Raw genomic sequence first — 26236 nt, 5'->3', positions numbered from 1 at the left:
TCTTTTCAGCGCCTTTCGTCGGATCCACCGGCATTACCGCCGAGTGCCTCTGCGAGGACTTCGGCCACCGACCCGATGTCGGTGAACCGGTCCAGCTGGTCCAGATCAATTCTCACGTCGTGGTAGATCTCCAGCGCCGACAGGAGTCTTATCCGTCCCTTGGAGTCGATGCCCAGCTCTTCGAGTGGTGCGTCGAACTCGATTTCGGCGGGATCAAGCCGAAAAGTCTCGCTGACGACCTTCACGACCTCCGCGCGGTGATCACCCACGGGGCCGACTATAACGCGCCCTCGCCGCCGCACGCGCGACCTTGCCACTGGAAGTGCGCGGAAGGTCACCGGAGGGAACCAGACGGACCGATCGCAACGTCAGATCATGTTCCCGTGACACCGCGCGCAATACCACTCTGGTGACTTCTTTGACATCGGCTTCGGCGTTCTTTGCCCATTCGGCTACCAACATCGCCCCTTCGCCCATTTCGTCCGAGATTCCGAAGGCGGCGACACGATCGCGGCGGATCGCCGGATGCGCTTCCCCGGCCACCGCTTCGATGTCCTGCGGATGGAAATTGCGGCCGTCGATGACGATGAGGTCCTTGAGCCTGCCGGTGATGTAGAGGTCGCCGCGGTGGAACACGCCGAGGTCACCGGTGCGCAGCCAGCCGCCGAGGCCGTCGAGTTCGCCCGCGAACGCGGCCGCGTCGCCGCGGCCCCAGTATCCCGCGGCGACGTTCGGTCCGTGGATCCAGATCTCCCCGGCGAGGCCGTCGGGCCGCGCCACCCCGTCGCGGACGATCCGGACCCGCTGTCCGAGCGGACGGCCGACCGAGACGAGCTCCTGGCCCTCGGGCACCTCGATCGCCCGGCCCTGCGCGAGGGCCTCCCTGTCGAACACCGCGCCCCGTGGTCCTTCGGCGCCCGCGCTCGCGACGTACACAGTGGCCTCGGCCAGGCCATAGGACGGACGATGCGCTTCCGGCCGGAATCCGCGCGGGCCGAAGGCTTCCTGGAAACGCGCGACCGTACGCGGCTGGACCGGCTCGGCGCCGTTGAGCGCGACCCGGACGCCGGAGAGGTCGAGCTCGTCACCGGCCTCGCCGGCGGCTTCGACGGCCAGGTCGAAGGCGAAGTTCGGCGCGGCGGTGAACACGGCCGGGTGATCGGCGAGCTGGCGGAGCCATCTCACGGGCCGGTGCACGAATTCGGCGGGCGACATGAACACCGATCGCGCTCCCGCGTGAACCGGCAGGCAGAGCAGCTGGATCAGGCCCATGTCGTGGAAGAACGGGATCCAGCCGGCGCAGGTCGTACCCTCGTCGACGGCGTAGGCGCGGCTCGCCTGCCAGCACGCCGCGGCGACCGCCCGGTGCGGGATGACGGCACCGGCGGGCTCCCGGGTCGACCCGGACGTGTACTGCAGGTAGGCGGGACTCTCAGGGGCGACAGGGAGCGGATCGATGCCCGGTCCGGAGACCTCGTCGACCACGATCAGCTGCTCAGGTGTCCCGGCCTCGCGCACCTTCACGGCTGCGGCAGCGGAGGTCAGCCACACCTTCGCGTCGCAGTCCGCCAGCACACCGGTGAGCCTGCCTCGCTGGGCAGGGCTGCCCGGAGCCATCAACGGTACGGCCACGAGGCCGGCGGCGAGCGCCCCGAAGAACGCCAACGGGTAATTCAGGTCCTGACCGGTGAGCACGGCGGCGCGATCACCCGGCCGTGTGACCCTGCGCAGCGCCCCGGCGACCACTCGCACCCGGGAGGCGAACTCCGTCCAGGTGACCGTATGGTCCAGACCGGCGGCGTGGTCCTGATGTGTGAACAGCGGGCGCGGGTCGGCTTCGCGAGCGAACAGCCGCTCGACGATCGAGGTGCGCAGCACCTGTTCCGGCACATCCTCCGGCGACGCGGTCATATCCGGCAACGTACTGGAACCGCCGGGAGGGCGCTCGGACGGCCCGCGCGACCGACCGTCCTAAGTAGACGATCCTCGGCGCGATCCGCCGGCATTCGCTCTTGTGAATTCCGGACAGAAGACCGGACATTCCTCGCCCTTTCGCCGACCTCGGCCGCACACTCGGCGGGCAGTGTGTTTCTTTCCCCCGGCCTTGGAGGACTAGACCATGCGTCGAAGAATCGCCCTGGCAATCGGCGGCGCCGCCGTCCTGACCGCGAGTCTCACTTCCGCCGCCCTCGCCCCGATCGCGCAGGCTTCCCCCGGACTGATCGCCGCCATGCAGCGGGACCTGGGGCTCACCGCCGCGCAGGCCTCGACCCGGCTCACCCAGGAAATGACCGCCTCCCGGGTGCTGCCCGGCGCCCAGCGGGCCGCCGGCGCGGCGTTCGGCGGCGCCTGGTTCGATCCGGCGCGCGGCGAACTCGTCGTCGGGGTGACCGATCCCGCGGCGGCCGCCGCCGTCCGGCAAGCCGGTGCCGAACCCACCGCGGTCGCGATCAGCGCGGCCCGGCTCGACGCGGCGAAGGCCGAGATCGACTCCTCGGCCAAGACCCGGCCCGCCCCCGCCGCCGTCAGCGGCTGGCGTGCCGACCCGCGCAGCGGCAGTGTCGTGGTCGCCGTCCGCCCGGGTGCACACGGCTCCGACGTCGACGAATTCCTCTCCAGGGCAAGGAAATCCGGTCCGGTCACGGTGGTCACCGCCCCCAAGGCCGAACCGTTCGCGGCCGGCACCGTCGGCGGTGACCCGTACTACATCAACGGGAACACCCGCTGCTCGATCGGCTTCTCCGTCCACGGCGGATTCGTCAGCGCCGGCCACTGCGGCGGCAGCGGCAGTCCGGTCGTCGGCTGGGACGGCTCGGCCATGGGCAGCTTCGCCGGTTCTTCCTTCCCCGGCAACGACTACGCGTTCATCCGGATCGGCAACGGCTGGTGGACCGCACCGGTCGTACTCGGCTGGGGCACGGTGAGCGACGCGCTCGTCCGCGGATCGTGGGTCGCGCCGGTCGGCACCTCGGTGTGCCGGTCCGGTTCGACCACGCACTGGCACTGCGGCACCGTGCTGGGGCACAACGAAACGGTGAACTACTCGCAGGGCGCGGTGCACCAGATGACCCGCACCAACGTCTGCGCGGAACCCGGCGATTCCGGTGGCTCCTTCATCACCGGCGACCAGGCGCAGGGCGTCACCTCCGGCGGCTGGGGCAACTGCGGTTCCGGCGGCGAAACCTGGTTCCAGCCGGTGAACGAGATCCTGCAGACCTACGGCCTGTCGCTCGTCACCGCCTGACGTCACACCACCCGTGGCCTTTCACCGTTTCGGCGGTGGAAGGCCACGCCGGCGCCCGCCTCACCGACGTGAGGTGGCGAACAACCGGTCCAGCGCCGAGCGGCTCTCTTCGGCCAGCGCGCGGTAGATCACCAGCAGCTGATCCGAATCCTGCAGTGGCGTGAGCACCTCGTAGTGCAGTTCGAGCTCGCCGGCCTCGGGATGCCGCATCACCTTGCGCCCGCGGCCGTTGACCTTCACGTCACGTTCGGCCCACAACCTCGCGAATTCCTCGTCGGCGGTGAATTCGGCGATGAGCTCGGTCAGGGCCTGATCGTCCGGATGCGCGGCCCACGCGGCGCGCAGGTGCGCGATCCCCTCCCGGACGAGACGTTCACGGTCCGCGTAGAACTCGCGGATCTCGGGATGTTTGAGGCACAGCCACATCGAATTGCGCTGCGAGGGCGGCAAGGTGTCGAAATCCACCAGCAGCCTCGCCATTTCGTCGTTCCAGGCCAGGATGTCGTAACGGTGATTCATCAGCATGGCGGGCAGCGGTGACAGGTCGGCGACCAGCCGGGCCAGCGGCGGCGCCGCGGTGGTCGCGAGCTTGCCGTCGTTGCGGGGACGCTGCCGGGCCAGGTCGAAGAGGTAGGCGCGTTCGTCGGGGGCCAGGCGCAATGCACTGGCCAGCGCCTCCACGACGTCCGCCGAGGGCCGCAGCCCGCGAGCCTGCTCCAACCGCACGATGTAGTCGATGCTGACCCCGGCCAGTTCGGCGACCTCCTCGCGGCGCAGCCCCGGGGTCCGCCGGGACCGGCGGCGCGACGGCAGCCCGAACGCATCCGGGTCCAGGCGTTCGCGCCGGGTCCGCAGGAACGCGGCCAGCTCCTGTGTCGTGTCCACGGTGGAGGTCGTCATGCCCGGTCCAACAGCGAGGGTGGGACCGCTGTTCCCAGGAAGTCCTCTCCCTTAACCCCTGCTCGCGGCGGTCGCAGACTCGTCTTCGACCACGGATCACGAGTACAGGAGGACACGATGTCACTCACCCTCGACACCTACCGGCTGCTGGGCCGGTCCGGGCTGCGGGTCTCCCCGCTGGCGCTGGGCGCGGCGACCTTCGGCACCGAATGGGGCTGGGGCGCCGGGCGGGACGAGGCACGCAAGCTGTTCGATCACTACGTCGATCGCGGCGGCAACTTCATCGACACCGCCAACACCTACACGGACGGCAGCTCCGAGCGGCTGCTGGGCGAATTCGCGCGAGACAACCGCGAAAGCCTCGTGCTGGCGACCAAATACACGACACTGCGCCGCCCCGGCGACCCGAATTCCGGCGGCGGCCAGCGCAAGAGCCTGTTCGCGTCGGTGGAAGCCAGCCTGCGGCAGCTGAACACGGACTACATCGACCTGCTTTACCTGCACCTGTGGGATTTCACGACACCGGTCGAGGAGATCCTGCGCGGTATGGACGATCTGGTCCGCCAGGGCAAGGTCCTGTACGTGGCGATCTCCAACGCACCGGCCTGGGAGGTGTCGCGGATGCAGGCGATCTCCGACCTGCGCGGCTGGTCGCCGCTGGTCGCGCTGCAGATCGAGTACAACCTGATCGAGCGCACCGGGGAACGCGACCTGATCCCCATGGCACGCGAGATGGGGCTGGGGGTGGTCCCCTGGTCGCCACTGGCGGGCGGCGTGCTCACCGGGAAGTACGACCGCGACGACTTGGCCCCGGCCGAGGACGGCACCCGCAAGAACTTCAACCTCGCCCTGGGCACGCTCACCGAACGCAACCTCGCGATCGTGGACGTCGTGAAGGAGGTCGCCGCGGAACTCGGCCGCACACCCGCCCAGATCGGGCTCGCGTGGACCCTGCGGAACCCGGGCGTGACGGCACCGATCATCGGCGCCCGCACCCCCGCCCAGCTGAAGGACAACCTCGGCGCGCTGGACGTCGAGTTCACGACCTCGCAATTGGCCGGCCTCGACGCGGCGAGCGCGATCGAACTCGGCTTCCCGCACGACCTGCTCGCCCGTGACACGACCCTCGCGCTGACGCGCGGCGGCATGACGATCGAACCGCGCCGCTGACTTCACGGGTCTCGGCGCCACCAGGGACAACATCGGCGGGTAGTGAGGGGCCCCTTCCCTACCTTCAGGGTAGGGAAGGAGGCCTTCACGGACCGGTGAGCGTTCTCAGGGGGTCGTGAGTGGCGATTCGGGTTCTACTGAGCGGTAGGACGATCGTGGCGTGTTGCGAAAGCCACTTTCGCAACCTTCAGTGTTGCGAAAGTGGCTTTCGCAACGTCGGAGGCGGGGCCGAGCTACGTCGGGAGCACTGAACGAGGCTGCGGCACGCCATGATTGCCTTACCCCTCAATAACCGTCATCGCCACTCACGACCCCGCCGCGCGCCAGATTCCCGAACCGACGGGAACAGTTCCCCTACCTGCCGGGAAAGATCCGAAATTAGCCTTCGGTCACCGGTCGGCCACGTCGGCACCCCCCATGGACTCCGACCCGCGCCGGTAAGTCTCGTGAACCACCGCGGGTATCCGACTCTGGAGGATGTGTGACTGAGCGAGAAGTCGACGTATCGGCGATCGGCGGCCGGGCGAAGGCGGGCGGGTCCGCATGACCGGCGCCACGAGGACCGGCGTCTTCGCGGTACTGCGGTCGACCCCGGCCCCCGTCAGGTATCTGCTCGGCGGCGTGCTGGTCAACCAGCTGGGCGCGTTCGTCCAGACGTTCCTGATCCTGTACCTGACGTTCCGGGGCACCTCGGTCGGTTTCGCCGGGGTCTGCCTCGCCGCGTACAGCGTCGGGGCGATCTTCGGCGCCATGCTCGGCGGCGAGCTGACCCACCGGTTCGGTGGCCGCGCGACGATCGTGACGGTGATGACGTGCGCGGCACCGCTCGTCGCGTCGATCCCGCTGGTCCGGGGCACGCCTTGGGCACTGGTCACGGCGGTCGCGCTGTCCGGGCTGGCGATCCAGGCGTACCGGCCGGCGGCCGCGGTGCTGCTCGCGGAGTACATGCCGGAAGAGCACAAGGTCATGGGCTTTTCGATGATGCGCATCGCGCTGAACATCGGCGCGGCCGTGGCGCCGCTGATCGCCGCCGTGGTCATCCAGGTGAACTGGGATCTGCTGTTCTGGCTGGACGGGATGACGGCGGCGCTGTGGGCGTTGCTGGCGTTCGTGTTGCTGCCGAAGGGAAGCAACACCCCGCAAGAGTCCAAAGCAGACGCTCCTCCCGCGCTGAGCGCCCGCGCGGTGTACGCGACGATGATCCGGGACACCCGGTTCCTGTGCTATCTGGTGGCGGGCCTGTTCGGCATGATGATCTACGCCGGCTGGGTCGCGGTGCTGCCGTTGAACATCGTCGACGCCGGGTATCCGGTGGGGCTGTACAGCACGGTGCTGGTGATCTCCTCGGTCGTGCTGATCACCTGTGAACTGAAGATCACCACCTACATCGTCCGGATCCCGAAGAATCTCGCCGGTCTGTTCGGCAACCTGGTGAGCGCGCTGGGATTCGCGCTCTACGGGCTGATCGCGCAGCATCAGTTCTTCGTGATCGCCGGTGCCTTGCTGGCGGTGTCCGGGCTGATGATCCACGGACCGAGCACCGCCTCCCATCCGGCGACTTTCCCGGTGGAGCTGAGAAGCCGCTACATCGCGACGAAGGAGACGTTGTCCGGGGTGGCCGCGACGATCGGGCCGGTACTGGGGCTGTTTCTCTGGAGCGAATTCGGAGGCCCGGGGTTCTGGGGCTTCTGCGCGGTGCTGTCCGTCATCGCCGGATCGATGCACATCTACGGCCTCAAACAACCACCCGTGGCGGAAAAGGTGGCCGAACCCGAGCCGGAAGTCGTGGGAGAGCGACCATGAACGAATCCAACGGTGTCCTGCTGATCATCGGCAGCGGACTGAAGTTGTACCGCGAGTACCTGGTCTCGTCCATCCATCGGTGCGCTCGCGAGGCCGGACTCGGCCTGGTGCTGCTGAACAATCTCAAACCCACTTGGCAGCACGCGTATTTCGACGAGATCGTCCACACGGACGTGTTCGACGCGGACGAGATGCTCGCCGCCGCCCGTGAGGTCGCCGGACGGCACCGGATCGCCGGCCTGATGTGCTGGGACGAGCCGGTCGTGCTCGCCGCGGGTGAGCTCGCCGCCGAACTCGGGGTCCCCGGGTTGAGCGTCGACGGCGTCCGCGGCTGCCGCGACAAGAACCGCACCCGCACCGTGCTGACCGCGGAAGGGTTGCCGCAGCCGGGATACGCCTTGACCACCGGTCTCGACGAGGCCCGCGCCGAGGCCGCCCGGATCGGGTACCCGGTGGTGCTCAAGCCGAGGGCGATGGGCGCGAGCATCGGCGTGGTGTACGCCGCCGACGAGTCCGAAGTGGACGCCGCGTTCGGGGTCGCCATGGGCGCCGCCACTGTCGACCAGAGCCGCTACGGCGGCGGCGCGATCGTGGAGGGCTACGTCGCCGGGCCCGAGATCAGCATCGACGCGGCCGTGTACAAGGGCGAATACCTGCCGATGTTCGTGGCCCGCAAGGAAACCGGCGACCAGCCGTACTTCGAGGAGATCGGGCACGTCGTCGACGCCGGCGATCCGCTGCTGCACGACACCGAACTGATGGACGTCCTGGCGCGGGCGCATCGCGCGCTCGGCGTGGAGGACGGCATCACCCATTCCGAGGTCCGGCTGACCGACCGCGGCCCGCTGATCATCGAGATCAACGGGCGTCTCGGCGGTGACCTGATCCCGTTCCTCGGCCGGACCGCCACCGGTCTCGACCCCGGCGAGATCCTGTTCGCCGTGGCGACCGGGCGACGGCCGGTCATCGCCCCGACCCGGCACGCGGTCGCCGGGATCCGGTTCGGCTACCCGGCTCACGACTGCCTGGTCCACGAAGTCACGGTCCCCGCCGAAGCGCCGGGCCTGGTCGTCGCGTCGCCGATGGTCGACCCGGGGACCACCCTGCGGCTGCCACCCGGCGGCTACATCGCCCGGCATTCGTTCGTGGTGTGCGAAGCCGATGACCGGGACACCTGCGCCCGGCGACTGGACGCGGCGGCCGCACTGGTGCGGGTCGACGCCGATCCGGTGGACCCACCAGCACCCGGTACCGCGTTCGAGATGCCCGCCGGGCTGCTCGACGTCGACGAACACGAGGGAGTTTCCGCATGACCATGACCGAACCCGTCCGCACCGACAGGCCGCTGACCGGCGCTCAGATCCTCGCGAACGCGAAGGCGCTCGCGCCGATCCTGCGCGAGCGGGCGGCGGAGATCGAAAAGAACCGGAGCCTGCCCGCGGACGTGGTCGAGTTGCTGCGCGACGCCGGTGTCTTCCGGATCGGTTTCAGCCGGGACTGGGGCGGCCCCGAGATGACCTCGATGGAACAGACCGAGGTGATCGAAGCGCTTTCGTACGGCGACGCGTCCGTCGGCTGGTGCGCCAAACTCGGCTCGGACATCGGGTTGCACGCCAACTTCCTCGACCAGGACGAAGCCCGCCGGATGTTCACCAGCATCGACATGCACTCCGCCGGTGTGCTCCCCGTGACGGGGCACGCGGAACGTGTCCCCGGCGGCTACCGGCTCACCGGACGCTGGAGTTTCGGCAGCGGCTCGACCCACGCCGACTGGGTGGCCTCCGGGGCCATGGTGTTCGAGAACGGTGAGCCCTACGCCAGCCCGGACGGCAGCAACCCGCACGAGTCGCGGCTGTTCATGGTGCCCGGCGACCAGATCGAATCCGTCGACAACTGGTACACCCTCGGCCTGTGCGGCTCCGGCAGCAGCGACTACACGATCACGGACGTCTTCGTACCGGAGAACCACACCCTGACTTTCGACAACCCGCAGATCCCCAATGGACCGCTGGTACAGCCGGACGTGATCCAGCGCAGCATGTGCGGCGTCCCGCTCGGCGTGGCGAGGGCCGCGCTGGACTACGTCCGCGGTCTCACCATGGAACGGGTCGACATGCTGAAGGGCTCGCCGTGGCGGATGAGCGGCGTGGCCTGGAAGGACAACGAGCGCATCCAGATCACCCTTGCCGAATGCGAGGCCGACTACAGCACGACTCGGGCCGGCGTTTACCAGGCGCTGCAGCGCCAATGGGAGGTCACCGCCGACGGCACCGGCACGCTGGACGATCTCACGCCCGACGAGCGGGTCGCTCCGGCGCTGACCGGCTGGCAGGCCTTCCAGATGTCGAAGCGGGTCGTGCAGCGGCTCTGTGATCTGCTCGGCACCGCGGCCATCCGGTCGGGCGACCCGATGAACCGGTGGCTGCGCGACTCGATGACCATGGCCATGCACCCGACCGCGCGGGACCGCGTCACCCAGACGGTCGGCGCGCATCTCGTCGGTGCCAAGCCGTCCATGCGGTTCATGCTCGGCATCGTCGACAAGCCCAAGACCGAGTCCGATGCGTGAGCAGCGGCCCATCCTGATCGTCGGGTTCGTGACGCCGGTGCTGATGGCACTGACCGGCACCGAACCCGGCGGTTCGGTCATCCTCGTCGAGGAGCCGGACGTCATCCGCAAACGGGACCTGCGCACGAGGCTGGCCGGGTCTCCCCTGGTCGGTGCACTGATCGGCTGGGAACACGCCCGGCCCGGTTCGGCCGACGAGTTCTACGTCGCCCATCCGGACCTGGACCCGGCCGCGGTGATCCCGCTGATCGAGTACGCCACCCCGTTCGCCGCCCGGCTCGCCGAACGTTACGGCCTGCCGGGCGCGACCCTGGGGGCCGCGCAGATCCTGCGGGACAAGGCGATGCTGCGGAAGGTCAGCGCGGCCGCCGGGCTGGCCAATCCGGAGAGCGCCACCGTGACCTCTCCGGAGGACGTGCTGGCGTTCCTGCGCGCCCATCCCGGCCCGGTGGTGCTCAAACCGGCGAACCGGCAGGCCGCGGTCGGCACGCAGATCATCCGTGACCCTGGCGAGGTCGAGGGGGCATGGGCGAGCTGTGTCGAACAGGACGAGGGCATCTTCGTCCCCGACCGGCCGATGGAACTGTCCATGCTGGTCGAGCGGTACGTGCCAGGCCCCGAGTACAGCGTCGAGATGCTCGTCCGCGACGGGCGGCAGCTGTTCGCCAACGTCACCGGCAAACAGCTCTATCCCGGCCCGCGGCCGGTGGAGCTGGCCCATATCGTGCCCGCCGACATTCCCGGCGACCTCACCGAGGAGCTCGCGGAACTGACCTGTCAGGTCGTCGAGGCGGTCGGATTCGCCGACGGCATCCTGCACTGCGAGTGGATCGTCTCCGACGGACGGCCGTATCTGGTGGAATGCGCCGGCCGGATCGCCGGTGACGGGATCATGGAGGTCATCGACCGCGCCTACTCGATGGAGCTGTTGCGTTCCTACGTGGCGATGATGCGCGGCGAGATGCTGCCCGAGTTGCCTCGCCGCGCCAAGGGCGGCGCCGCCGTCCGGTTCGTCCCGATGGAGCCGGGCGTGATCGACGCCGTCCTCGGGCTCGATCAGGCCCGGCAGGTGGAAGGCGTGTTCCTGGTGGACATCCAGGTCGAGCCGGGCCACCGGTTCACCGGGCTGCGCAGCTCGTGGGACCGGACGGGGTTGGTGATGGCCGTCGCGGACAGCCCCGCCGAAGCGTTGCAGCGCGCGGAAAAGGCCGCGGGCCTGATCCGTATCGAGGTCACCCCGGAGCCTTGAGACTCGGCGCGGCCCGGCGCTCGGACGAGCGTCCGGTCGGGGGCCTTCTGCCGGCTCCGGATCGTCGTTCCGTGAAGGGCCCCTTGAGGGACTCTGGGTCCCTCAAGGGGCCCTTCACGGAACGGAAAACGTCCCCGCGACCGGGTCACAACTTGAGCGCGTGAAGGCCCCCTTCCCTCGGCTGAGCCGAGGGAAGGGGGCCTTCACGCGCTTCCACTGTGGACGGTCAGCGGCGGAGTCGGCGGGCGGCCGCGGCGGCGGCACCGGCCGCGACGACCGCGGCACCCGAGTACTTCAGGATCCGGTGCTGGCGGGTAGCCCGCCGCAAGGCCTTGGCGTACGGAACGGTGGTGTTGGTGATCATCGCGTGCAGCGGCATCCAGCGGTGCCGGAGAACTTTCTCCAGCACGGTGTCGCAGGCGCGTTCCAGACGGACCGCCGGCGAGCGCACGGTGTCGCGGAGTTCGGCGAAGTTGCGGTGGGACATGTCCGCCAGCGCGTCGGTGTTCGGCTTGCGGCGGGTGTAGTACCTCGTCAGCGCCGCCGTCGTGTCGCCCGGGTGGAGGGAGAGACTGTCCGTCAGTTCCAGCGCGTCCTCGAAGGCCGAGTTCATGCCCTGGGCCAGGAACGGATAGACGGCGTGGCAAGCGTCCCCGATCAGCACCACCTTCCCCTCGTGGATCCACGGGGCCGTGCTGACGGTGACGAGATTGAAGGTGGGCCGCCGCAGGAACTCCTCGCCGAGGTCGGGGACGAGCGACAGGACGTCGGGGAAATGGCGGCGGAACAAGGATTCCACGTCCTCAGCCGTCTTCAGCGAGTCGAAACCGTGGGGGCCGCGGAACGGCAGGACACAGGAACAGGTGAAGGAACCGTCGCGGTTGGGGTGGGCGAACATCATGATGTCGCCGCGGGGCCACAGATGGAAGACGTCGTCGGCCATGCGATGGCCGCCGTCCGCGGCCGCCGGGATGTGGAGTTCCCGCCAGCCCCATTCGAGGTAGCGCTGCGAGAACTCCGCGCGCTGTTCGTGGTGCATGGAGCGGCGGACGGCCGAAAACGCGCCGTCCGCGCCCACCACGACATCCGGCTTCACCACGAGTGCCCGTCCGTCGGGGTCTACAAAGGACACCGAGGGCAGGTCACGGTCCATGCCGGTGCACCGCGTGTCGAAAACGAACCGCACCCCTGGCACCCGGCAGGCCGCGTCCACGAGGACCGCGCTCAGGTCCTGGCGCTGGATGGCCAGGATGCCGCCTTCGCCGTAGGCCGAGAACCGCAGCCCGCTATCGGGGTTGTGCAGCATCCGCCCGCGCATCGGCACCACGAGCCGTCTCACCTCGTCCGACAACCCCAGGCGATCCAGCGCCGCCAGGCCACGCCGGGAAAGCCCGAGGTTCATGGACGTGGCGGCGCTGGCGGTCTCGCGAGGATCCGGCCTGCGGTCGTACACCGTCACCGTATGCCCTTGCCTGCCCAGCGAAAGCGCCAAGAACGCGCCCGCCATCCCGGCGCCCACAATCGTGAACTCCACTATGCACTCCCCTTGTTCAAGCCTTGACCTCCATGACAGCGCCGAGGATCTCCTCGGCGACGAGCGGCGCGGTGGCGAATCCGGTGCCACCGCAGGCGGGACGGGCCCACACCGACGGGCGGATCCGGACGAGCATCGGGCCGCCGCCGACGGGATCGGCCGCGTAGTGGCAGTCCCGCACGGCGACGACGGCGTAGTCCGCGGCGCCGGCGAGGATCGGCTCGGCGAGCAGCCGATCCGCCCACGGTCCGCGTTCCCGCTCCGTGGTGGCCGCGACCTCCCGGCACACCGCGTCCGAACTGATCTTGAGCAGGGTGCCCCCGCCGGGTGGCAGGAGCCAGGCCGTGCGGGCCGCACCGATCCGGCCGACGCCGGGGGCCGACGTCCACCAGCCAGCCAGCTCCCGCGGCGGCCGCAGGTAGACCATGGTCTGCCGGTACAGCGTGACGGGCCGCTCGACCAGTTCGGTGTTCCCCGGTCCCGCCGCGACCAGCACGAGATCCGCGTCCACCACGGTCCCGTCGGCCGCGGACACCCGATGCTCGTCGACATCGACGACGGCGCATCGCGGCCGCAAGGTCACCGCGGGATGCGCGGCGAGCCATTCGGCCGCCGCGCGCAGGAACCGTTCCGCCAGCAGCACGCCGGCACCCACGTCGAGCACCCCGGCGGTCCCGGCGGGGAACACCACGGGCGCCAAGGCGTCCGGCGACACGGCGACCGCGGGCAGCCCGGCGCGGCTCGCCGTGTCGAACATCGACGCGAGCTCGTCCGGGACGCCCGCGGTGACCACGCCGACCGGCCGGAAGATCTCCGTCCGCAGCAACGATTCCAGCTCCAGCCACCGACGGCGGGCCTCGGCCATCCGCAGGGTCCCGTCGACGTCGTCCGGACGCAGCACCCGCAGGGCGCGGTGCTGGTCGGACGACGCCGACGCGGGATTCGGGACGGGACCGCGATCGAACACGGTGACGCGGTGGCCCGCCCGCGCGCAGCCGATCGCGGTCACCAATCCGGTCACGCCCGCGCCGACGACGGCGACCGAGGCCATCAGACGGCCAGCCGCGGCAACTTCTCGGCGACGACCGTGCGCGCGTCCACCTGCCCTGGCAACGTCGTGTCGGGCAGCGCGGCCGCGGCGAGATCGATCAGGATCGGAGCGGCACAGCGCAGGAACACGTTCACCTGGTGGCAGAGGTCGCCCGCGGTCTCGGCGGTCGTCGCGGCGGCCAGCCGGTCCAGCCGTCCCAGCTGCTCGGCGAGCGTCGACGCGACGGCGGTCAGGCTGAACCGCTCGAGCCCGTAGCCGTCGGTGAACCGCTCGGTCATCCGCTTCGCCGTCCGCCGCGCGTCGGCGGAGACGGGCAGCGGGCCACGGTCCACCCACTCGTCGACCACCGCCGCAATCCGGTTCCACGGCCCGGTCAACCGGGTCTCGCTGACCCGGAGCAGCGCCTCGTGGGTGAAGTCGGTGCGCTGGTATTCGGGGCTGGTGGCGCAGAGATGGAAGCGGATGAGATCGCGCGGCACCTCGGCGGCCAGTTCGCGGCCGGACACCACATGTCCGCGGCTGGTGGAGAACTTCTCGTTGGCCAGCTCGTAGAACTCGTTGGTGACGTACTGCGCCGGCAGCACATGGCCGCCGAGCGCGGTGAGCATCGCCGTGCCCACGACCGCGAACGGGTACGTCGCGTCCAGGCCGAGGAAGTACACCACGGTCGAACCGGAGTCCTCCCGCCACAGCTCGTCGTCCGCGGTCAGCACCGCGCCGCGTTTCTCGGCGGCCAGCGCGGTGGTGAACATGCTCCACGGCATGCCCTCCATATGCGGATAGATGACCTGCCCTGGCACCTCGGGGAACGGCGCCGGGATACCCCACGACGTCGGCTGGGTGATCGGGAAGTCCGGCAGCGGCCCCGCCATCGCGGACTCGATGAGCCGCGCCATCCCGGGCCGCATCGGGATCCGGGCGAAGTACGCCTCCAGTTCCGCGCGGTACCGCTCCACCGGGAAGACGAGGATGTCCGCCTCCCGGTACTCCAACGGCTCGTCCGGGCGCAGCGTCGAACGCGGCTCGATCAGGTCACCCGGGGCGACCGGCAGCCCGCAGCTCTCGCAGATCCCGGCGTACCCGTCGGCGAGGCAGAACGGGCAGCCGCCGCTGACGTAGGCGTCCATCAGGTACTCGCCGGTGCTCGGCAGGAACGGGAAACGCACGGTCCGCAGCTCGAGCCTGCCCATCCCGTGCAGGCGATCGTAGAAGTCCATGACGAGTTTGGTGAACCTGTCACCGATGCAGCCGAACCCGTCGACCTCGATCCCCATCGCGGCCAACGTCTGCCGCACCTGCTCCGCGGAGCGTTCCCGCAGGTCTTCCGGTGCCACGCCGAGCCGCGCGGCAGCGGTGACGATGTAGTTCTGGGTGAAGTGCATGCCGGTGCCGTAGAGGGCTTCCGTGCCGGTCGCGCGGGCGTACCGGGCGCAGACGTCGGCGGCAAGGAACGGTCCGGCGAGATGGCCGAGGTGCAGATCGCCGTTCGCCGTCGGGGCCGGCGAGATCACCACCAGCCGGTTCATCAGGCGGTCCTCGACTCGGCGCCGCGGCGCGCGAGCAGATCGCCGACGATGTCACGGGAACGATGGGCCAGCACGCTGATCAGCGAGTCGGCGATACCGTGCGTCGCCTCGTTGACGCCCTGCAGATACACCGCGCCCCAAGCGGAATCGCCGAGATCGACCCGGTAGCAACGGCTGACCGAGATCTCCGCGAGGCCGACGCTGTCGGCCAGGTCGCGCACCATCGCGGGCATCCGCTGGTCGTAGCCGGTGCCGAGGAGCACCAGATCGCACTGCAACGCCTCGACCTTGCCGCTGGTCCGATCACGCAGATCGAGGACGATCTCGTCGTCTTCGATCCTGGCGCCGACCACCTCGGTCAGGGTGCGCACGTGCGAACGCTGCACGCCGAGACCGCGCTGCTGGTAGAGCGTGGTGTACATGTGGTCGAGGAACGGCGGGGCCGCCCCGGCGTAGTTGGTCAGGCGCATCTCGTCCAGCATCTGCTCCCGGATGTCGGCCGGGCTGTCGTAGAAGCGGTCGACGAACGACGGGAAGAACAGCTCGTTGACGAATTTGCTGGTCTGGTAGTTCTGCGGGCCGATCGAACGCACGATCATGGTGCGGGTGCTGTTGGGCAGATTGTCGTGCAGTGCCATGAACATCTCGGCCGCGCTCTGCGCCCCGCCCACCACGACGGCGCGCAGCGGGGCGTCCGGCGGCAGCTCCGCGATCCGGCGCCGGTACTGGGCACTGTGGATGATCCGGTCGGCCGGAAGGTCGGCGAAGACGTCCGGCACGTTCGCGTCCCGGCCGCCGCCCACGACGAGATCGCGGCAGTGGATCGTGTCCCCTCCGGCGAGCGTCGCGGTCCAGCCGGTGATCGATCCGTCGGTGCCGCGTACGGGTTCGATGCGCTGGACCCTGGCGTCGTACCGGATGCGGACCTTGTCCAGCGACTTCGCGACCCACTGCAGGTAGTCGGAGAACTCCCAGCGGAACGGGTGGAAGGTGCCCAGGTTGACGAACTCGTCGAGCCGATTCTCCTGGTACAGGAAGTTGAGGAACGAGAACTTGCTGCGCGGGTTGCGCAGGGTCACCAGATCCTTGAGGAAGGAGACCTGGCTGCGTGCCCACGGCATCAGCAGATCGCGTTGCCATTTGATGTCCGGGCTCTGCTCCAGCAGCAGCGTCTGCTCGGCGAGCTCCGGATTCCCGGACTCCTCGATGGCCACCGCGAGCGCCAGGTTCGCCGGTCCGGCACCGATCGCCAGCAAACCCACCTGTATTTCAGTCACAGATACACCCCGTTCGTCCAGAATAGGTTGCCGACACTAAGGATCGACATTTCCCCGGCGACAGGGTCGCTTTTCCCGCCGAACCGGGAATCTCGGCAAGGTCATCCGCTTCTGCACAAAAGACCGCCCGGCGATAGGGATAAATTCCCCCTTTTCCGGGAGACCACCTGGCCGGCCTCTCCGCTACCCCAAGAGGCTCCGCCGTCTGCCCCATAAGGTAGCGGCACGTTGCCGCATTCGGCCGAGTACCGAAAGCACGCCGCTTCTTCCCTCTTGACCGACCAGGTCCACACCAGCGAAAAAATTGATTGCGATCAATTGTCCATAACGGTCGTATGGATCCGTTCGATACCTAGTGCATAGACTCTTCTCGCGGCCGGCGAGCCCCATCCCCGGCACGGTCGAGCAGGCACCTTCATCGCACTTCACCGAACGGAGCCGATCAGGCAGGCTCAGTAGCGGCAGGCATAGGGGAAAATGATGAACAATCACGTCAGTGTCGGTAACACCGCCCGTTTGTGGCCGGCGGAACTCCATGACCAGCGGCGCACCGCGCGCCTGTTGCCCGAACAAAACAGGGGTGAAGAAAATACCGACACCGAATGGGTGACGGTATTCCTCGCCGACAGCCAACCGGCCGTTCGCTACCGGGTCCGCTCCGCGCTCGAACTCGTCGACGGCATCGTCGTCATCGGTGAAGCGGCCACGGCGAACGCCACGATCGCGGAAACCTTCCGGCACCGGCCGGACGTACTGGTCGTCGACCCTCAGCTCGGCGAGGCCGCGGCCATCGACGTGGTGAGCCGGGTGTCCCGCGTCGCACCGGACACCCGGATCCTGGTGCTGAGCACGGCCGACGACGACTCCGCCATCAGATCGGCGCTCCAGGCGGGCGCGCGCGGATATCTGATCAAGGGCACCGATCTGGACCAGGTCGTCCGCGGCGTTCAGGTCGTGGCCGCGGGCGAGGCGATCGTCGGCAAGGCGATCGCCTGCCGGTTCAGCGCCTTGATGCGGTCGGCGGGCGGCCCGGAGCCGTACCCCTTTCCCCAGCTGACGACCAGAGAACGGGAAGTGCTCGACCGCGTCGCCGCGGGAAAATCGAACGGCGCCATCGCCCGCGAACTGGCGCTTGCGCAGAAGACCATCAGCAATCGTGTTTCCGCGGTCTTCGGCAAACTCGGAGTGGCCGACCGGGCACAGGCGATCGTGCTGGCGCGGGACGCGGGTCTCGGCCGCGGCTGATTCACCGGTAATCGGGAATAGTTCCCCTATCTCCGGGAAGACGGCCGAACATAGCCTCGATCAGCACCGAACGCCGGAGAAGGAAAGCATGCTGATCGGAGTGGGATGTGACTGACCAAGACCTCGCCGTCGTGGACATCCGCAGGCTGGAACACGAGAACCTGACGCGGGCCTACGGCTTGGAGATGAAGCTGCTTTATCCATGGAACGGTTTGACAGCACCGTTTCGAGGGGCTTGGTGTGTCCTTCGCCCCGGTGACGTATCGGTGTCCCACGCCCACCACGAGCACGAGATCTTCATCGGAATGACCGGAAAGGCCGCGGTGATCGCCGGCGAGAAGCGGCACGAGTTCGTGGCCGGCGACCTCGTATTCCTGAAACCGGGGATCGAACACAACCTCGTCAACGATCACGACGAGGACTTCTCCTACTACGCGATCTGGTGGGACCGGTCGATGTCGGACGAGTTCGTCTCCCACGAGATCTCCCGGGCCGAGTCCCATGATTGATTACGACGGGCGGAAATTCCGCAAAGCGGGCGGCGACGCCGAAGCGATCGCCGTGTACCGGCAAGAAGGCGACGTCGTCTGGTCCGAGTTCGCCGGGGGCGAGGTGCGGCGAGGGTCGATCACCGGCGCCCAGCGGGAGAACGGGGCCCTGCACCTGGGATACACCCTCGTGCTCGCCACCGGTGAGGTGATCTGCGGGCACACGGTGAACACGCCGGAGATGACCGAAGACGGCCACCTCCGCCTGCGTGAGGTGTGGGAGCGCTACGGCCCGCACGCCGCCACCGGCGTCTCCTACCTCGACGAGGTGAGCTAGTGTTCCGCAGCCCATCCGACGCGGACTGGCGACGCCTCGACCACGCCGTGGCAGGCCGCGTGCGGCGCCCCGGAGAGTCCGGGTTCCGCGACGCCAGCGTGCCGTTCAACAAACGGTTCGCGGAAATCACCCCACGCGGTGTCGTCTCCGTGACGAACACCGCCGACGTACGAACCGCCATCGAATGGGCGCGCGACACCGGCGTCGACGTCGTCGCCCGTTGTGGCGGGCACAGTTACGCGGGCCATTCGGTCAACACCGGCCTGGTCATCGACCTTTCCCCGATGAACACCGTGACCGCCGACGGGTCGACAGGGCTCGTGACGGTCGCGGGCGGCGCGCGGATGGCGGACGTCTACGCCGCCATCCAGCCGTACGAAATGGCATTCGCGCTGGGCAACGGAGCCTCCGTCGGTATCGCAGGACTCACCCTCGGTGGCGGGTGCGGGGCCACCTCCCGCGCGTTCGGGCTGACCGCGGACGCGCTCGTGGCGACCACGGTGGCGACCGCGGACGGGCGGGTTCTGCGGTGCGACGCGGACGACAACGCCGACCTGTTCTGGGCCTGCCGCGGTGGCGGCGGCGGGAACTTCGGGATCAACGTGTCCTTCACCTTCCAGGCGAGGCCGGTGGCGGACTGCGCCAGCTACCTGCTGCTGTGGGACCGCGCCGACGCGCCGAAGGTCTTTTCGGTGTTGCAGGAGGTCGCGCGGCGGGCGCCGGACGAATTCGCGGTCCGGATCGGCGTCAGCAAGTCTGGCGAGTCGGACGCCGTCGTGTCCGCCATCGGGCAGCATCTCGGCACGGCCGAGGAGTTGCGGGAGATCCTCGACCCCGTGCTGTCCGTCGCCCGGCCGATCCGCATGGATCTCGCGGACCGGACCTTCTGGGAGGCCAAGGACGACCTTCTGCACGAGACCGCGGAGGGCGCGTTCTCGGTACGGACCAACATCGTCACCGAGCCACTGCCCGACGAGGCGATCGCCACGATGCTGTCGTTCGTCGACCGCCTGCCCCCCAGCGGCAACCCGGACGGCGGTGGCGCGGCCCTGTTCTCCTGGGGTGGCGCGATCAACCGCGTGGGCGCGACGGAGACCGCGTTCGCCCACCGGAACGCGCTCTTCTTGCTGTCCATGGACACTTCGTGGGCCGAGAACGACGAGCCCGCCGTGGTCGACGCCAACCTCCGCTGGCTGGCGGAACTGGCCGACGCGTTGTCGCCGTATGTGTCCGACGGCGCCTTCCAGAACTTCATCGACCCGGATCTCGAAGACTGGCGCACCGCCTATTACGGCGTCAACTACCCACGACTGAAGGCGATCAAGGATCGGGTCGACCCCGACGGCGTCTTCACCTTCTCGCAAAGCATCGGATCATGATCGGCGACGACAAGGTCCTCATCTGGACGGCGGCCGAGGTCGAGAACGGCGCGATGCCGGCGGAGCATCGGCCCTACGCCCAGGAGATCCTGGCCTGGGCGGGCCGCTACCTGGTGTCGCCGCATCCGGAACTGGGCCGGAACGGACCGGTGTGCCCGTACACGCAACCATCGATCCACAAAGGACTATTCCATCTGGCGGCGCTGACCACCACGAATGGCGAGACCGACGTCCGCGACGCGATCGAGAGCCTGCGTTCTTGGTATGAAAGGCTTTCCGTCAGGACCTCGCCCGCGGACCGGGAACTGCTGACGATCCTCCTCGTGCTGCCGCAACTGGACTATCAGGACGCGACAGGGCTGGACGATCTGCAGCGTGAGGCGAAGGACAAGTTCGTCAACGACGGCCTGATGATCGGGCAGTTCCATCCGGTCTGCGAACAGCCCGGCCTGTGGAACGAGAAGTTCAAGGCGCTGCGCGCGCCGGTGCCGTTGCTGGCCATCCGGAAACTGGTCGTCTTCGACCTGCCGTTCCTGATGGACGACGCGGTGCACGCCGAAAGCTACCTCCGGCGGTTCGCCCCGGACATCCCGCCCCGCATCCGCGACCAGCTGGTCAGCAGGCTGGTGGGCACCAAGAAATCCTTGCAGACAGCCTGATCACCCCCGGGGGAAAACACTTATGCGGCACTACCTCATGGTCCGGCCGGCGTACTTCGACGTCGAGTACTCGATCAACCCGTGGATGGATCCCGGCAAACCCACCGACGCCCGGCTCGCGATCACCCAGTGGGAATGGCTGCGCGACCTTTACGTCGAACTGGGCCACCGGGTGGACCTGCTCGATCCGGTGCCGGGTCTGCCGGACATGGTGTACGCGGCCAACGGTGCCACCGTGGTGAACGGCAAGGTGCTGGTCGCGCACTTCCACCACCGGCACCGTCGCCGGGAATCCGCTGCGTACCTGAACTGGTTCACCGAGCACGGTTACCGCGATGTGCGGCAGGCCCGGTGGCACAACGAGGGCGAAGGCGACTTCCTCGTCGCGGGCTCCCGGATCCTGGCGGGTTCGGGTTTCCGCACCGACCGCCGCGCACACGACGAGGGCGCCGAGTTCTTCGGGGTGCCGGTGGTGGGGCTGACCTTGACCGACCCGCGTTACTACCATCTGGACACCGCCCTGACCGTCCTGGACGACGACCTGATCATGTACTTCCCGCAGGCCTTCACCGAAGAAAGCAGGCAGCGGCTCGAAGAGCTGTACCCGGACGCCATCACCGCTTCGGCCGCCGACGCCGCGGCGTTCGGCCTGAACGCGGTCTCCGACGGGCGGCACGTCATCCTGCCGCAGGCCGCGACGGGACTGATCGCCCAGCTGCGCGAGCGCGGCTTCGAACCGATCGGCGCCGATCTTTCGGAGCTGCTCAAAGGCGGCGGGAGTGTCAAATGCTGCACGCTGGAACTCCGCCCCGCCGCCCCATGAGGAACTCCGGCCGGATCAGGTCCGGTCCGCGTGCCTGGCGAACCAGGTTTCCAGCAACTCGGTGACACGCTCGGGTTCTTCGTGGTGCGGCCAGTGCCTCGCGTCGAGCCAGTGCACTTCGGATTCGTCGCACAAGGCCGCACTGGGTTCGACGAGACGCGTGCTGAACGCGCCGTCCCGTCGTCCCCAGATGATCTGGGTCGGCACGTGGACCGGCCGGTCGAGTTCGGCGCGCGCGGCGCGGCCGGACGTCGAGATCGTCCGGAACAGCGCGCGGTACCAGAACAAGGGCCGCTGGATCGCCCCTGACCGGCGCCAGGCGGCGCGGTGCCGGTCGACGTCGGCGTCGCTCAGCCGGGCGCCGTGTTTCAGCATCGCCGCGAGAACCGCGCCGTCACGGGCACCGAGGACCGTCTCGGCGAGGCCGGGGATCTGGAACGCCACCATGTACCAGCTCCGCAGCAGCTGGGCGGGTTTGCGGATCAGTGCCTCGGCGAAGACATGCGGATGCGGGCAGTTGACGATGGTCAGCGACCGGACCAGGTCGGGTCGTTCGATCGCCACCATCCAGGCCACCGCCCCACCCCAGTCGTGCCCGACCAGGTGCACCGGCTCCGTCCGCTGCCGTTCGATGAGCAACACGATGTCCTTGACCAGCTCGGGCATCCGGTAGTCGGCGACCAGACCGGGTTTGGACGACAGGCCGTAGCCTCGCTGATCCGGCGCGAGTACCCGGTAACCCCGCTCGGCGAGCGCGGTCATCTGCGGCTCGAACGTGAACCAGAGGTCGGGCCAGCCATGGAGGAACAGCGCCGCCGGACCGGTTTCGGGACCGCCGGCCTGGAGGTGGAGCGTGACGTCGTCGACGTCCACGAACTGCGGCTGGAACATGGGTGCTCCTTCAGTTGCGGATGATCCTCCGTTCCGTGGCGACGGCCACCGCACCGGCACGGCTGTCGACGCCGAGTTTGTCGTAGATGTGGACCAGATGTGTCTTCACGGTTGCTTCGGAGATGAACAGGCGCGCGGCGATCTGCCGGTTGGTCAATCCTTCCGCCACCAGCTGCACGATCTCGGTCTCACGTGGGCTCAGCGCGGGTGCCGGGGCCCGCATGTGCCCGAAGAGCCGGGCCGCCACCTGGGGTGCCATGGCGGTTTCGCCGCGTGCGGCGGCGTGGATGCCGCGGAAGAGATCCTCGGGCGGTCCCGCCTTGAGCAGGTAGCCGGTGGCGCCGGCGGCCACCGCCCTGGTGATGTCCAGTTCGGCGTCGTAGGTGGTGAGCACCAGCACCTTCGGGGGATCCGCCAGGGCGGTCAGGCGCTCGGTGGCGTCCACCCCGTCCGGGCCGTCGCCGAGCTGCAGGTCCATCAGCACGACGTCCGGCTTCTCGGCAGTGGCGAACCGCACTGCTTCGTCGGCGCCCGCGCATTCGCCGATCACGTCGAAACCGGGCTCCCCGGCGAGCAGGGCCGCGATCCCGGCCCGCACCACCGGATGGTCGTCGACGATCAGCACCCGGATCGTCATGGGACCTCCCCCGCAGGCATGGCGGACACGGTGGGCACGGCGACGGCGAGCGCGGTGCCCTCGCCCGGCGCGCTCTCGACGACCATCTCACCACCGAGTTCGGCGACCCGCTCACTGATCATCCGCAGCCCGTTCCCCCGGTCTCCGCTCGCGCGTGCGGAAGCCGGATCGAAGCCGACACCGTCGTCTCGGATGTCGAGGACGACCTTGTCGGCCAGGTAGGTCAGCGTGACGGCGGCTTCTCTCGCGCCCGCGTGTTCACTCACGTTCGCGAGTGCTCCCTGCGCGACCCTGAGCAGGCCGGCCTCCACCTGTGGTGCCAGCGGATACGGGTCTCCGCTGATCTCGAAGCGCACCGCGTGCATGGCGGCGAACCCGATCTGTTCGGCGAGGTCTTTCAAGGTCTCGCCGAGATCGGTGGCGTCGAGCCGCGGCGACCCCAGGCCTTTGACGAACCGGCGTGCCTCGCCGAGGGTGTCGCCCGCCGCGTCGACGGCGCGGGACACGTAGCCCTTCGCCAGTTCCGGGTCCGTGTCCCACGACCGCTGCGCCGCCTGGAGCAGCATCCGCATACTCGAGAGCCCCTGCGCGAGGGCGTCGTGGATCTCTCGTGCCAGCCGCTCCCGTTCGTGCATCATCCCGGCCAGGCGCTGGCTCTGCGCCAGATCGACCCTGGCACCCAAGAGTTGTTTGACGGCCTCCCCCAGCCGGAACCGGTCGCGGTGGAGTTGCAGGAAGGTCATCGTGGCCATCAGCGCGACCGCGATGGGCGCGAGCACGATGCTCGGGTCGAATTCGGTCGCGATCCTCAGCTGGGCGAGGATGGTCGCGACGGTCAGCAGGACGACCACCACGACCACGATCCGCGGGCGCAGCACCTGCAGGCCGACGAAGAACAACGGCACCGCGCACCAGGCGAAACTCGGCGCCGCCACCACCAGCGCGAGCCAGATCGCGATCACCGTGGCCAGCCACGCCGGACGCCACCGGTCGAGCACGGCCCAGCTCAGCACCCCGGCCGCGTAGACCAGCGCGAGCGCGCCGGTGAGCGCGAGGATCAGCGGTGTGGCGCCGCTCGACCCGTGCGCCGCGACGAACCTGGCCACCGACGCGGCCAGCAGCAGGAAGAACCCGGCGTGCATGGCGGCGTTCAGCCGCGTGGCCGCCCCGAAATGCGCTTTCAACTCGGTCCTCCCTTCGTCGCCGATGATCGTATGCGGGGAGGCGGGGTGTCCCGCATCAATCGTTCGGTTGATGCCGCTACCCATCACACGGCGTCCGATCGACATCCACTCTCCCGATTCGCCCGGCCCGCCCAGCCGGGAAAGTCGAAGGGGAACGAACACCCCCTCACGGCAAAGGAAATCCGATGAACGCCACGCTCCCCCGCACTCGCCTCGTCCTGGGTATGACGGCCGGTCTCGCGACCGTCGCGCTCGCCACCGGCCTCGGTGCGGCGCAAGCACAGGACCGCAAGCCGCAGCCGCCCGCGGCGCAGGCCGTCGTGCAGACCGGCGTGCTCGGCATCGACGCCGCCACCCGTGCCGCGCAGGCCGCGCTGGACGCCGCAGAGAAGGAGGGGCAGCGGGTCACGGTCGCCGTGCTGGACCGCTCGGGTGACGTCCGCGTCCTGCTCAAGGGCGATGGCGCCGGACCGCAGACGGAGGAGTCCGCCAAGCGCAAGGCCTTCACCGCGGTCTCCTTCGGACAGCCCACCTCGGCGCTGTCCAAGAACGCACAGGGCGACGGTCCGACCATCCGCGACATCCCCGGCACGCTCTTCCTCGCCGGCGGTGTGCCGGTCGCCGCGAACGGCGCGCCGATCGCCGGGATCGGGGTCGGCGGCGCGCCCAGCGGCGACCTCGACGAGCGGTTCGCCACGGCCGGCCTGCGCGCCATCGGGGAGCTTCGCTGAGGGTCGGTGAGCGGGCGGCCGTGGCGTTGCTCGCCGCCCTCGTGCTCGGTGCCTGCTCCCCCCAGGCACCGAGCACCCCCCCCCCCCCCGCTTCATCGCAGCCCGCCTCATCCACGCCTTCTCCATCCCAGCCTTCTTCGTCCACGCCGCGGCGCCAAGGAGTCCCCGTGAGTCAGCTCTTCGAAGCCGACGTGAACCTCGTCAGGCAGGCGGTCGACGCAGGCGCCGACCTGGAGACACGGGACGATCGCGGCCGGACCCCGTTGCTCGTCGCCGTCACCGAGAACCGTGTCGAGATCGCCGAAGTCCTCGTCAAAGCGGGCGCCGACCCGGACGCGTTCGACGAGCGGCACGACACACCGTGGCTGGTCACCGGCGTCACCGGAAGCGTCCCGATGGCGAAGGTGCTGCTCGAGGCCAAGCCGGATCTGACCATCACCAACCGATTCGGCGGCGTCTCGCTGATCCCCGCCTCCGAACGCGGGCACGCCGAGTACGTGCGCTTGGTCGCGGGCAGCGGGATCGACGTCGACCAGGTGAACGACCTCGGCTGGACCGCGTTGCTGGAAGCGGTCATCCTCGGCGACAGCGGGCCGCGCCACCAGGAAGTGGTCCGAGCACTCGTCGCCGCGGGAGCGGACGTGAACCTCGCCGACAAGCAGGGCGTCACTCCCCTCGCGCACGCCAGGACCAAGGGCCAGACGACCGTCGCCGAGATCCTCCGAGAGGCGGGAGCCCACTGACCACGGTCCGGCCGGCGGCGGGGGGCCCCAATGTCGCGCTAGAGACACTGAGCGTCTCCGATGCGACATTGGGAACCCGCCCGGTTCCCCGAAGCGCCGCGCGCGACGCTGGAGCGACCGGCCCGCCCCGGAGCACCCAAACGGCTGTGTCGCGAAAAAGCCGGGCCCGAGCACCCGCCCGCGCCAGGCCCCTGACCGTGTGGATTTCGGGGCATCTGACGTCCCGAAATCCACACGGTCCCGCCCTGCCAGGCCGATCAGGCCGTCGGGGGTCCTGTCGTGAAGGGGTGTGTGGAAATAGGGACACTCAACGTCCCCATTTCCACACACCCCTCACCCAGCGTCACCACACCAAGGCAGCTATTGAGGGGTAAGGCCAAAATGGCGTAGCTGAGCGTCCGGTGAAGGCTTCTTCGATGGTTTCGAGGTAGGCGGGAGGCCTTCGTGCTGTGGCTCTCGACCGACTGTGGGTGCCGGCCGTGCCTTGAATGTCCACAAGGGAGACCGGCGAGTGGTGAAACGTCTGGTCGATGCCTACACGAACGGTTTTGCCGGGGGCGCAAGTGGCAAGGACGGCTATTGAGAGGTAGCGCAAGGGTGTCGGGTCGCGGGTATTCGCTCGCGACCGTGGGGCACCCAGGTGTCGCGAAAGCCACTTTCGGGACCTCAGGCGTCGCGAAGGAGGCCTTCATTTGTGTGCCTACGTCTGACCTGCGGGTTGGCGGGCGGGTCGTGAGGTGATGTCACCACCAGGCCGATGGACGTCGCGCGTGATTGAAGGCGGAACTCGCGTGTT

General features: G+C 68.9%; 24 protein-coding genes. 14 read left to right on the top strand and 10 right to left on the bottom strand.

The features are described from left to right. Positions 1 to 5: 5 nt before the first annotated feature. Together DL991_RS28450 and DL991_RS28445 are read right to left on the bottom strand one after the other, a co-directional pair. Positions 6 to 269 (bottom strand): acyl carrier protein, encoded by a 264-nt coding sequence (locus tag DL991_RS28450; RefSeq protein ID WP_199746585.1) that lies wholly within the window; start codon positions 267 to 269, stop codon positions 6 to 8. Then, a complete protein-coding gene (locus tag DL991_RS28445) occupies positions 262 to 1911 on the bottom strand; it encodes a fatty acyl-AMP ligase (protein ID WP_199754109.1) in 1650 nt (549 codons plus the stop codon). Before DL991_RS28445 ends, DL991_RS28450 begins: the two co-directional genes overlap by 8 nt. A gap of 208 nt (positions 1912 to 2119) precedes the next feature. On the opposite strand from DL991_RS28445, the gene DL991_RS28440 reads away from it, so the two are divergent. Beyond that, entirely contained in the window at positions 2120 to 3244 is a 1125-nt protein-coding gene (locus DL991_RS28440; protein ID WP_125787427.1) for a S1 family peptidase, read from the top strand. Between the two features lie 60 nt (positions 3245 to 3304). Here the strand turns inward: DL991_RS28440 and DL991_RS28435 are convergent, their stop codons facing one another. Next, complete coding sequence (locus DL991_RS28435; protein ID WP_125787426.1) at positions 3305 to 4144, bottom strand: helix-turn-helix transcriptional regulator; 840 nt, start codon at positions 4142 to 4144, stop codon at positions 3305 to 3307. Positions 4145 to 4261: 117 nt separating this feature from the next. Here DL991_RS28435 and DL991_RS28430 point away from each other — a divergent pair, with 117 nt between their 5' ends. The 5 genes from DL991_RS28430 to DL991_RS28410 all read left to right on the top strand — a co-directional run bounded on the left by DL991_RS28430 (position 4262) and on the right by DL991_RS28410 (position 10935). Next, positions 4262 to 5314, top strand: coding sequence for an aldo/keto reductase (locus tag DL991_RS28430; protein ID WP_125787425.1), 1053 nt, complete (start codon positions 4262 to 4264; stop codon positions 5312 to 5314). A gap of 543 nt (positions 5315 to 5857) precedes the next feature. Beyond that, positions 5858 to 7117 (top strand): MFS transporter, encoded by a 1260-nt coding sequence (locus DL991_RS28425; protein WP_125787424.1) that lies wholly within the window; start codon positions 5858 to 5860, stop codon positions 7115 to 7117. Next, the gene (locus DL991_RS28420) at positions 7114 to 8430 is read left to right on the top strand and encodes an acetyl-CoA carboxylase biotin carboxylase subunit family protein (RefSeq protein WP_125787423.1); all 1317 of its coding nucleotides are present in this window, start codon (positions 7114 to 7116) and stop codon (positions 8428 to 8430) included. Before DL991_RS28425 ends, DL991_RS28420 begins: the two co-directional genes overlap by 4 nt. After that, the gene (locus tag DL991_RS28415; RefSeq protein ID WP_125787422.1) at positions 8427 to 9686 is read left to right on the top strand and encodes an acyl-CoA dehydrogenase family protein; all 1260 of its coding nucleotides are present in this window, start codon (positions 8427 to 8429) and stop codon (positions 9684 to 9686) included. The genes DL991_RS28420 and DL991_RS28415 overlap by 4 nt, the downstream gene beginning before the upstream one ends. Next, complete coding sequence (locus DL991_RS28410) at positions 9679 to 10935, top strand: ATP-grasp domain-containing protein (RefSeq protein WP_125787421.1); 1257 nt, start codon at positions 9679 to 9681, stop codon at positions 10933 to 10935. The genes DL991_RS28415 and DL991_RS28410 overlap by 8 nt, the downstream gene beginning before the upstream one ends. A 226-nt stretch (positions 10936 to 11161) precedes the next feature. On the opposite strand, the gene DL991_RS28405 is transcribed toward DL991_RS28410, so the two are convergent. Genes DL991_RS28405 through DL991_RS28390 form a run of 4 tightly spaced genes read right to left on the bottom strand, consistent with a single transcriptional unit; the run spans position 11162 to position 16323 of the window. Continuing rightward, positions 11162 to 12469: an NAD(P)/FAD-dependent oxidoreductase gene (locus DL991_RS28405; RefSeq protein WP_125787420.1), complete on the bottom strand. Its 1308-nt coding sequence runs from the start codon at positions 12467 to 12469 to the stop codon at positions 11162 to 11164. A gap of 16 nt (positions 12470 to 12485) precedes the next feature. Beyond that, on the bottom strand, positions 12486 to 13520 hold the full coding sequence (locus DL991_RS28400; protein ID WP_125787419.1) for an FAD-binding oxidoreductase: 1035 nt from the start codon (positions 13518 to 13520) through the stop codon (positions 12486 to 12488). Next, positions 13520 to 15046 carry a class I tRNA ligase family protein gene (locus DL991_RS28395; protein WP_125787418.1) on the bottom strand — a complete coding sequence of 509 codons (1527 nt, stop codon included), beginning with the start codon at positions 15044 to 15046 and terminating at the stop codon, positions 13520 to 13522. Before DL991_RS28395 ends, DL991_RS28400 begins: the two co-directional genes overlap by 1 nt. After that, entirely contained in the window at positions 15046 to 16323 is a 1278-nt protein-coding gene (locus DL991_RS28390; protein WP_125787417.1) for a SidA/IucD/PvdA family monooxygenase, read from the bottom strand. The genes DL991_RS28395 and DL991_RS28390 overlap by 1 nt, the downstream gene beginning before the upstream one ends. Before the next feature lie 606 nt (positions 16324 to 16929). On the opposite strand from DL991_RS28390, the gene DL991_RS28385 reads away from it, so the two are divergent. The 6 genes from DL991_RS28385 to ddaH all read left to right on the top strand — a co-directional run bounded on the left by DL991_RS28385 (position 16930) and on the right by ddaH (position 21254). Further along, positions 16930 to 17568, top strand: coding sequence for a response regulator transcription factor (locus tag DL991_RS28385; protein WP_233599043.1), 639 nt, complete (start codon positions 16930 to 16932; stop codon positions 17566 to 17568). A 107-nt stretch (positions 17569 to 17675) separates the two neighbouring features. Then, positions 17676 to 18077 (top strand): cupin domain-containing protein, encoded by a 402-nt coding sequence (locus DL991_RS28380; RefSeq protein WP_199746583.1) that lies wholly within the window; start codon positions 17676 to 17678, stop codon positions 18075 to 18077. Continuing rightward, positions 18070 to 18393 (top strand): hypothetical protein, encoded by a 324-nt coding sequence (locus tag DL991_RS28375; RefSeq protein WP_125787415.1) that lies wholly within the window; start codon positions 18070 to 18072, stop codon positions 18391 to 18393. Before DL991_RS28380 ends, DL991_RS28375 begins: the two co-directional genes overlap by 8 nt. Beyond that, entirely contained in the window at positions 18393 to 19772 is a 1380-nt protein-coding gene (locus DL991_RS28370) for an FAD-binding oxidoreductase (RefSeq protein ID WP_125787414.1), read from the top strand. The genes DL991_RS28375 and DL991_RS28370 overlap by 1 nt, the downstream gene beginning before the upstream one ends. Further along, positions 19769 to 20431 (top strand): DUF6875 domain-containing protein, encoded by a 663-nt coding sequence (locus DL991_RS28365; RefSeq protein ID WP_125787413.1) that lies wholly within the window; start codon positions 19769 to 19771, stop codon positions 20429 to 20431. The genes DL991_RS28370 and DL991_RS28365 overlap by 4 nt, the downstream gene beginning before the upstream one ends. A 22-nt stretch (positions 20432 to 20453) precedes the next feature. Further along, positions 20454 to 21254 (top strand): dimethylargininase, encoded by an 801-nt coding sequence (ddaH, locus tag DL991_RS28360; protein WP_125787412.1) that lies wholly within the window; start codon positions 20454 to 20456, stop codon positions 21252 to 21254. Between the two features lie 15 nt (positions 21255 to 21269). Here the strand turns inward: ddaH and DL991_RS28355 are convergent, their stop codons facing one another. The 3 genes from DL991_RS28355 to DL991_RS28345 are packed head-to-tail and all read right to left on the bottom strand — an operon-like array spanning position 21270 to position 23966. Continuing rightward, the gene (locus DL991_RS28355) at positions 21270 to 22145 is read right to left on the bottom strand and encodes an alpha/beta fold hydrolase (protein ID WP_125787411.1); all 876 of its coding nucleotides are present in this window, start codon (positions 22143 to 22145) and stop codon (positions 21270 to 21272) included. A gap of 10 nt (positions 22146 to 22155) precedes the next feature. Further along, a complete protein-coding gene (locus DL991_RS28350; RefSeq protein ID WP_125787410.1) occupies positions 22156 to 22782 on the bottom strand; it encodes a response regulator transcription factor in 627 nt (208 codons plus the stop codon). Next, positions 22779 to 23966, bottom strand: coding sequence for a sensor histidine kinase (locus DL991_RS28345; protein ID WP_125787409.1), 1188 nt, complete (start codon positions 23964 to 23966; stop codon positions 22779 to 22781). The genes DL991_RS28350 and DL991_RS28345 overlap by 4 nt, the downstream gene beginning before the upstream one ends. A gap of 185 nt (positions 23967 to 24151) precedes the next feature. On the opposite strand from DL991_RS28345, the gene DL991_RS28340 reads away from it, so the two are divergent. Beyond that, positions 24152 to 24697, top strand: coding sequence for a heme-binding protein (locus tag DL991_RS28340; RefSeq protein ID WP_125787408.1), 546 nt, complete (start codon positions 24152 to 24154; stop codon positions 24695 to 24697). Between the two features lie 167 nt (positions 24698 to 24864). Then, positions 24865 to 25440, top strand: a complete 576-nt coding sequence (locus DL991_RS28335) for an ankyrin repeat domain-containing protein (RefSeq protein ID WP_125787407.1) — start codon at positions 24865 to 24867, stop codon at positions 25438 to 25440. Positions 25441 to 26236: the final 796 nt, after the last annotated feature.

It is taken from the genome of Amycolatopsis sp. WAC 01375, assembly GCF_003947325.1.
Taxonomy (GTDB): Bacteria; Actinomycetota; Actinomycetes; order Mycobacteriales; family Pseudonocardiaceae; genus Amycolatopsis.
The sequence above is the reverse complement of the archived record's forward strand: the minus strand, read 5'-3'. Positions and strand labels throughout refer to the sequence as shown.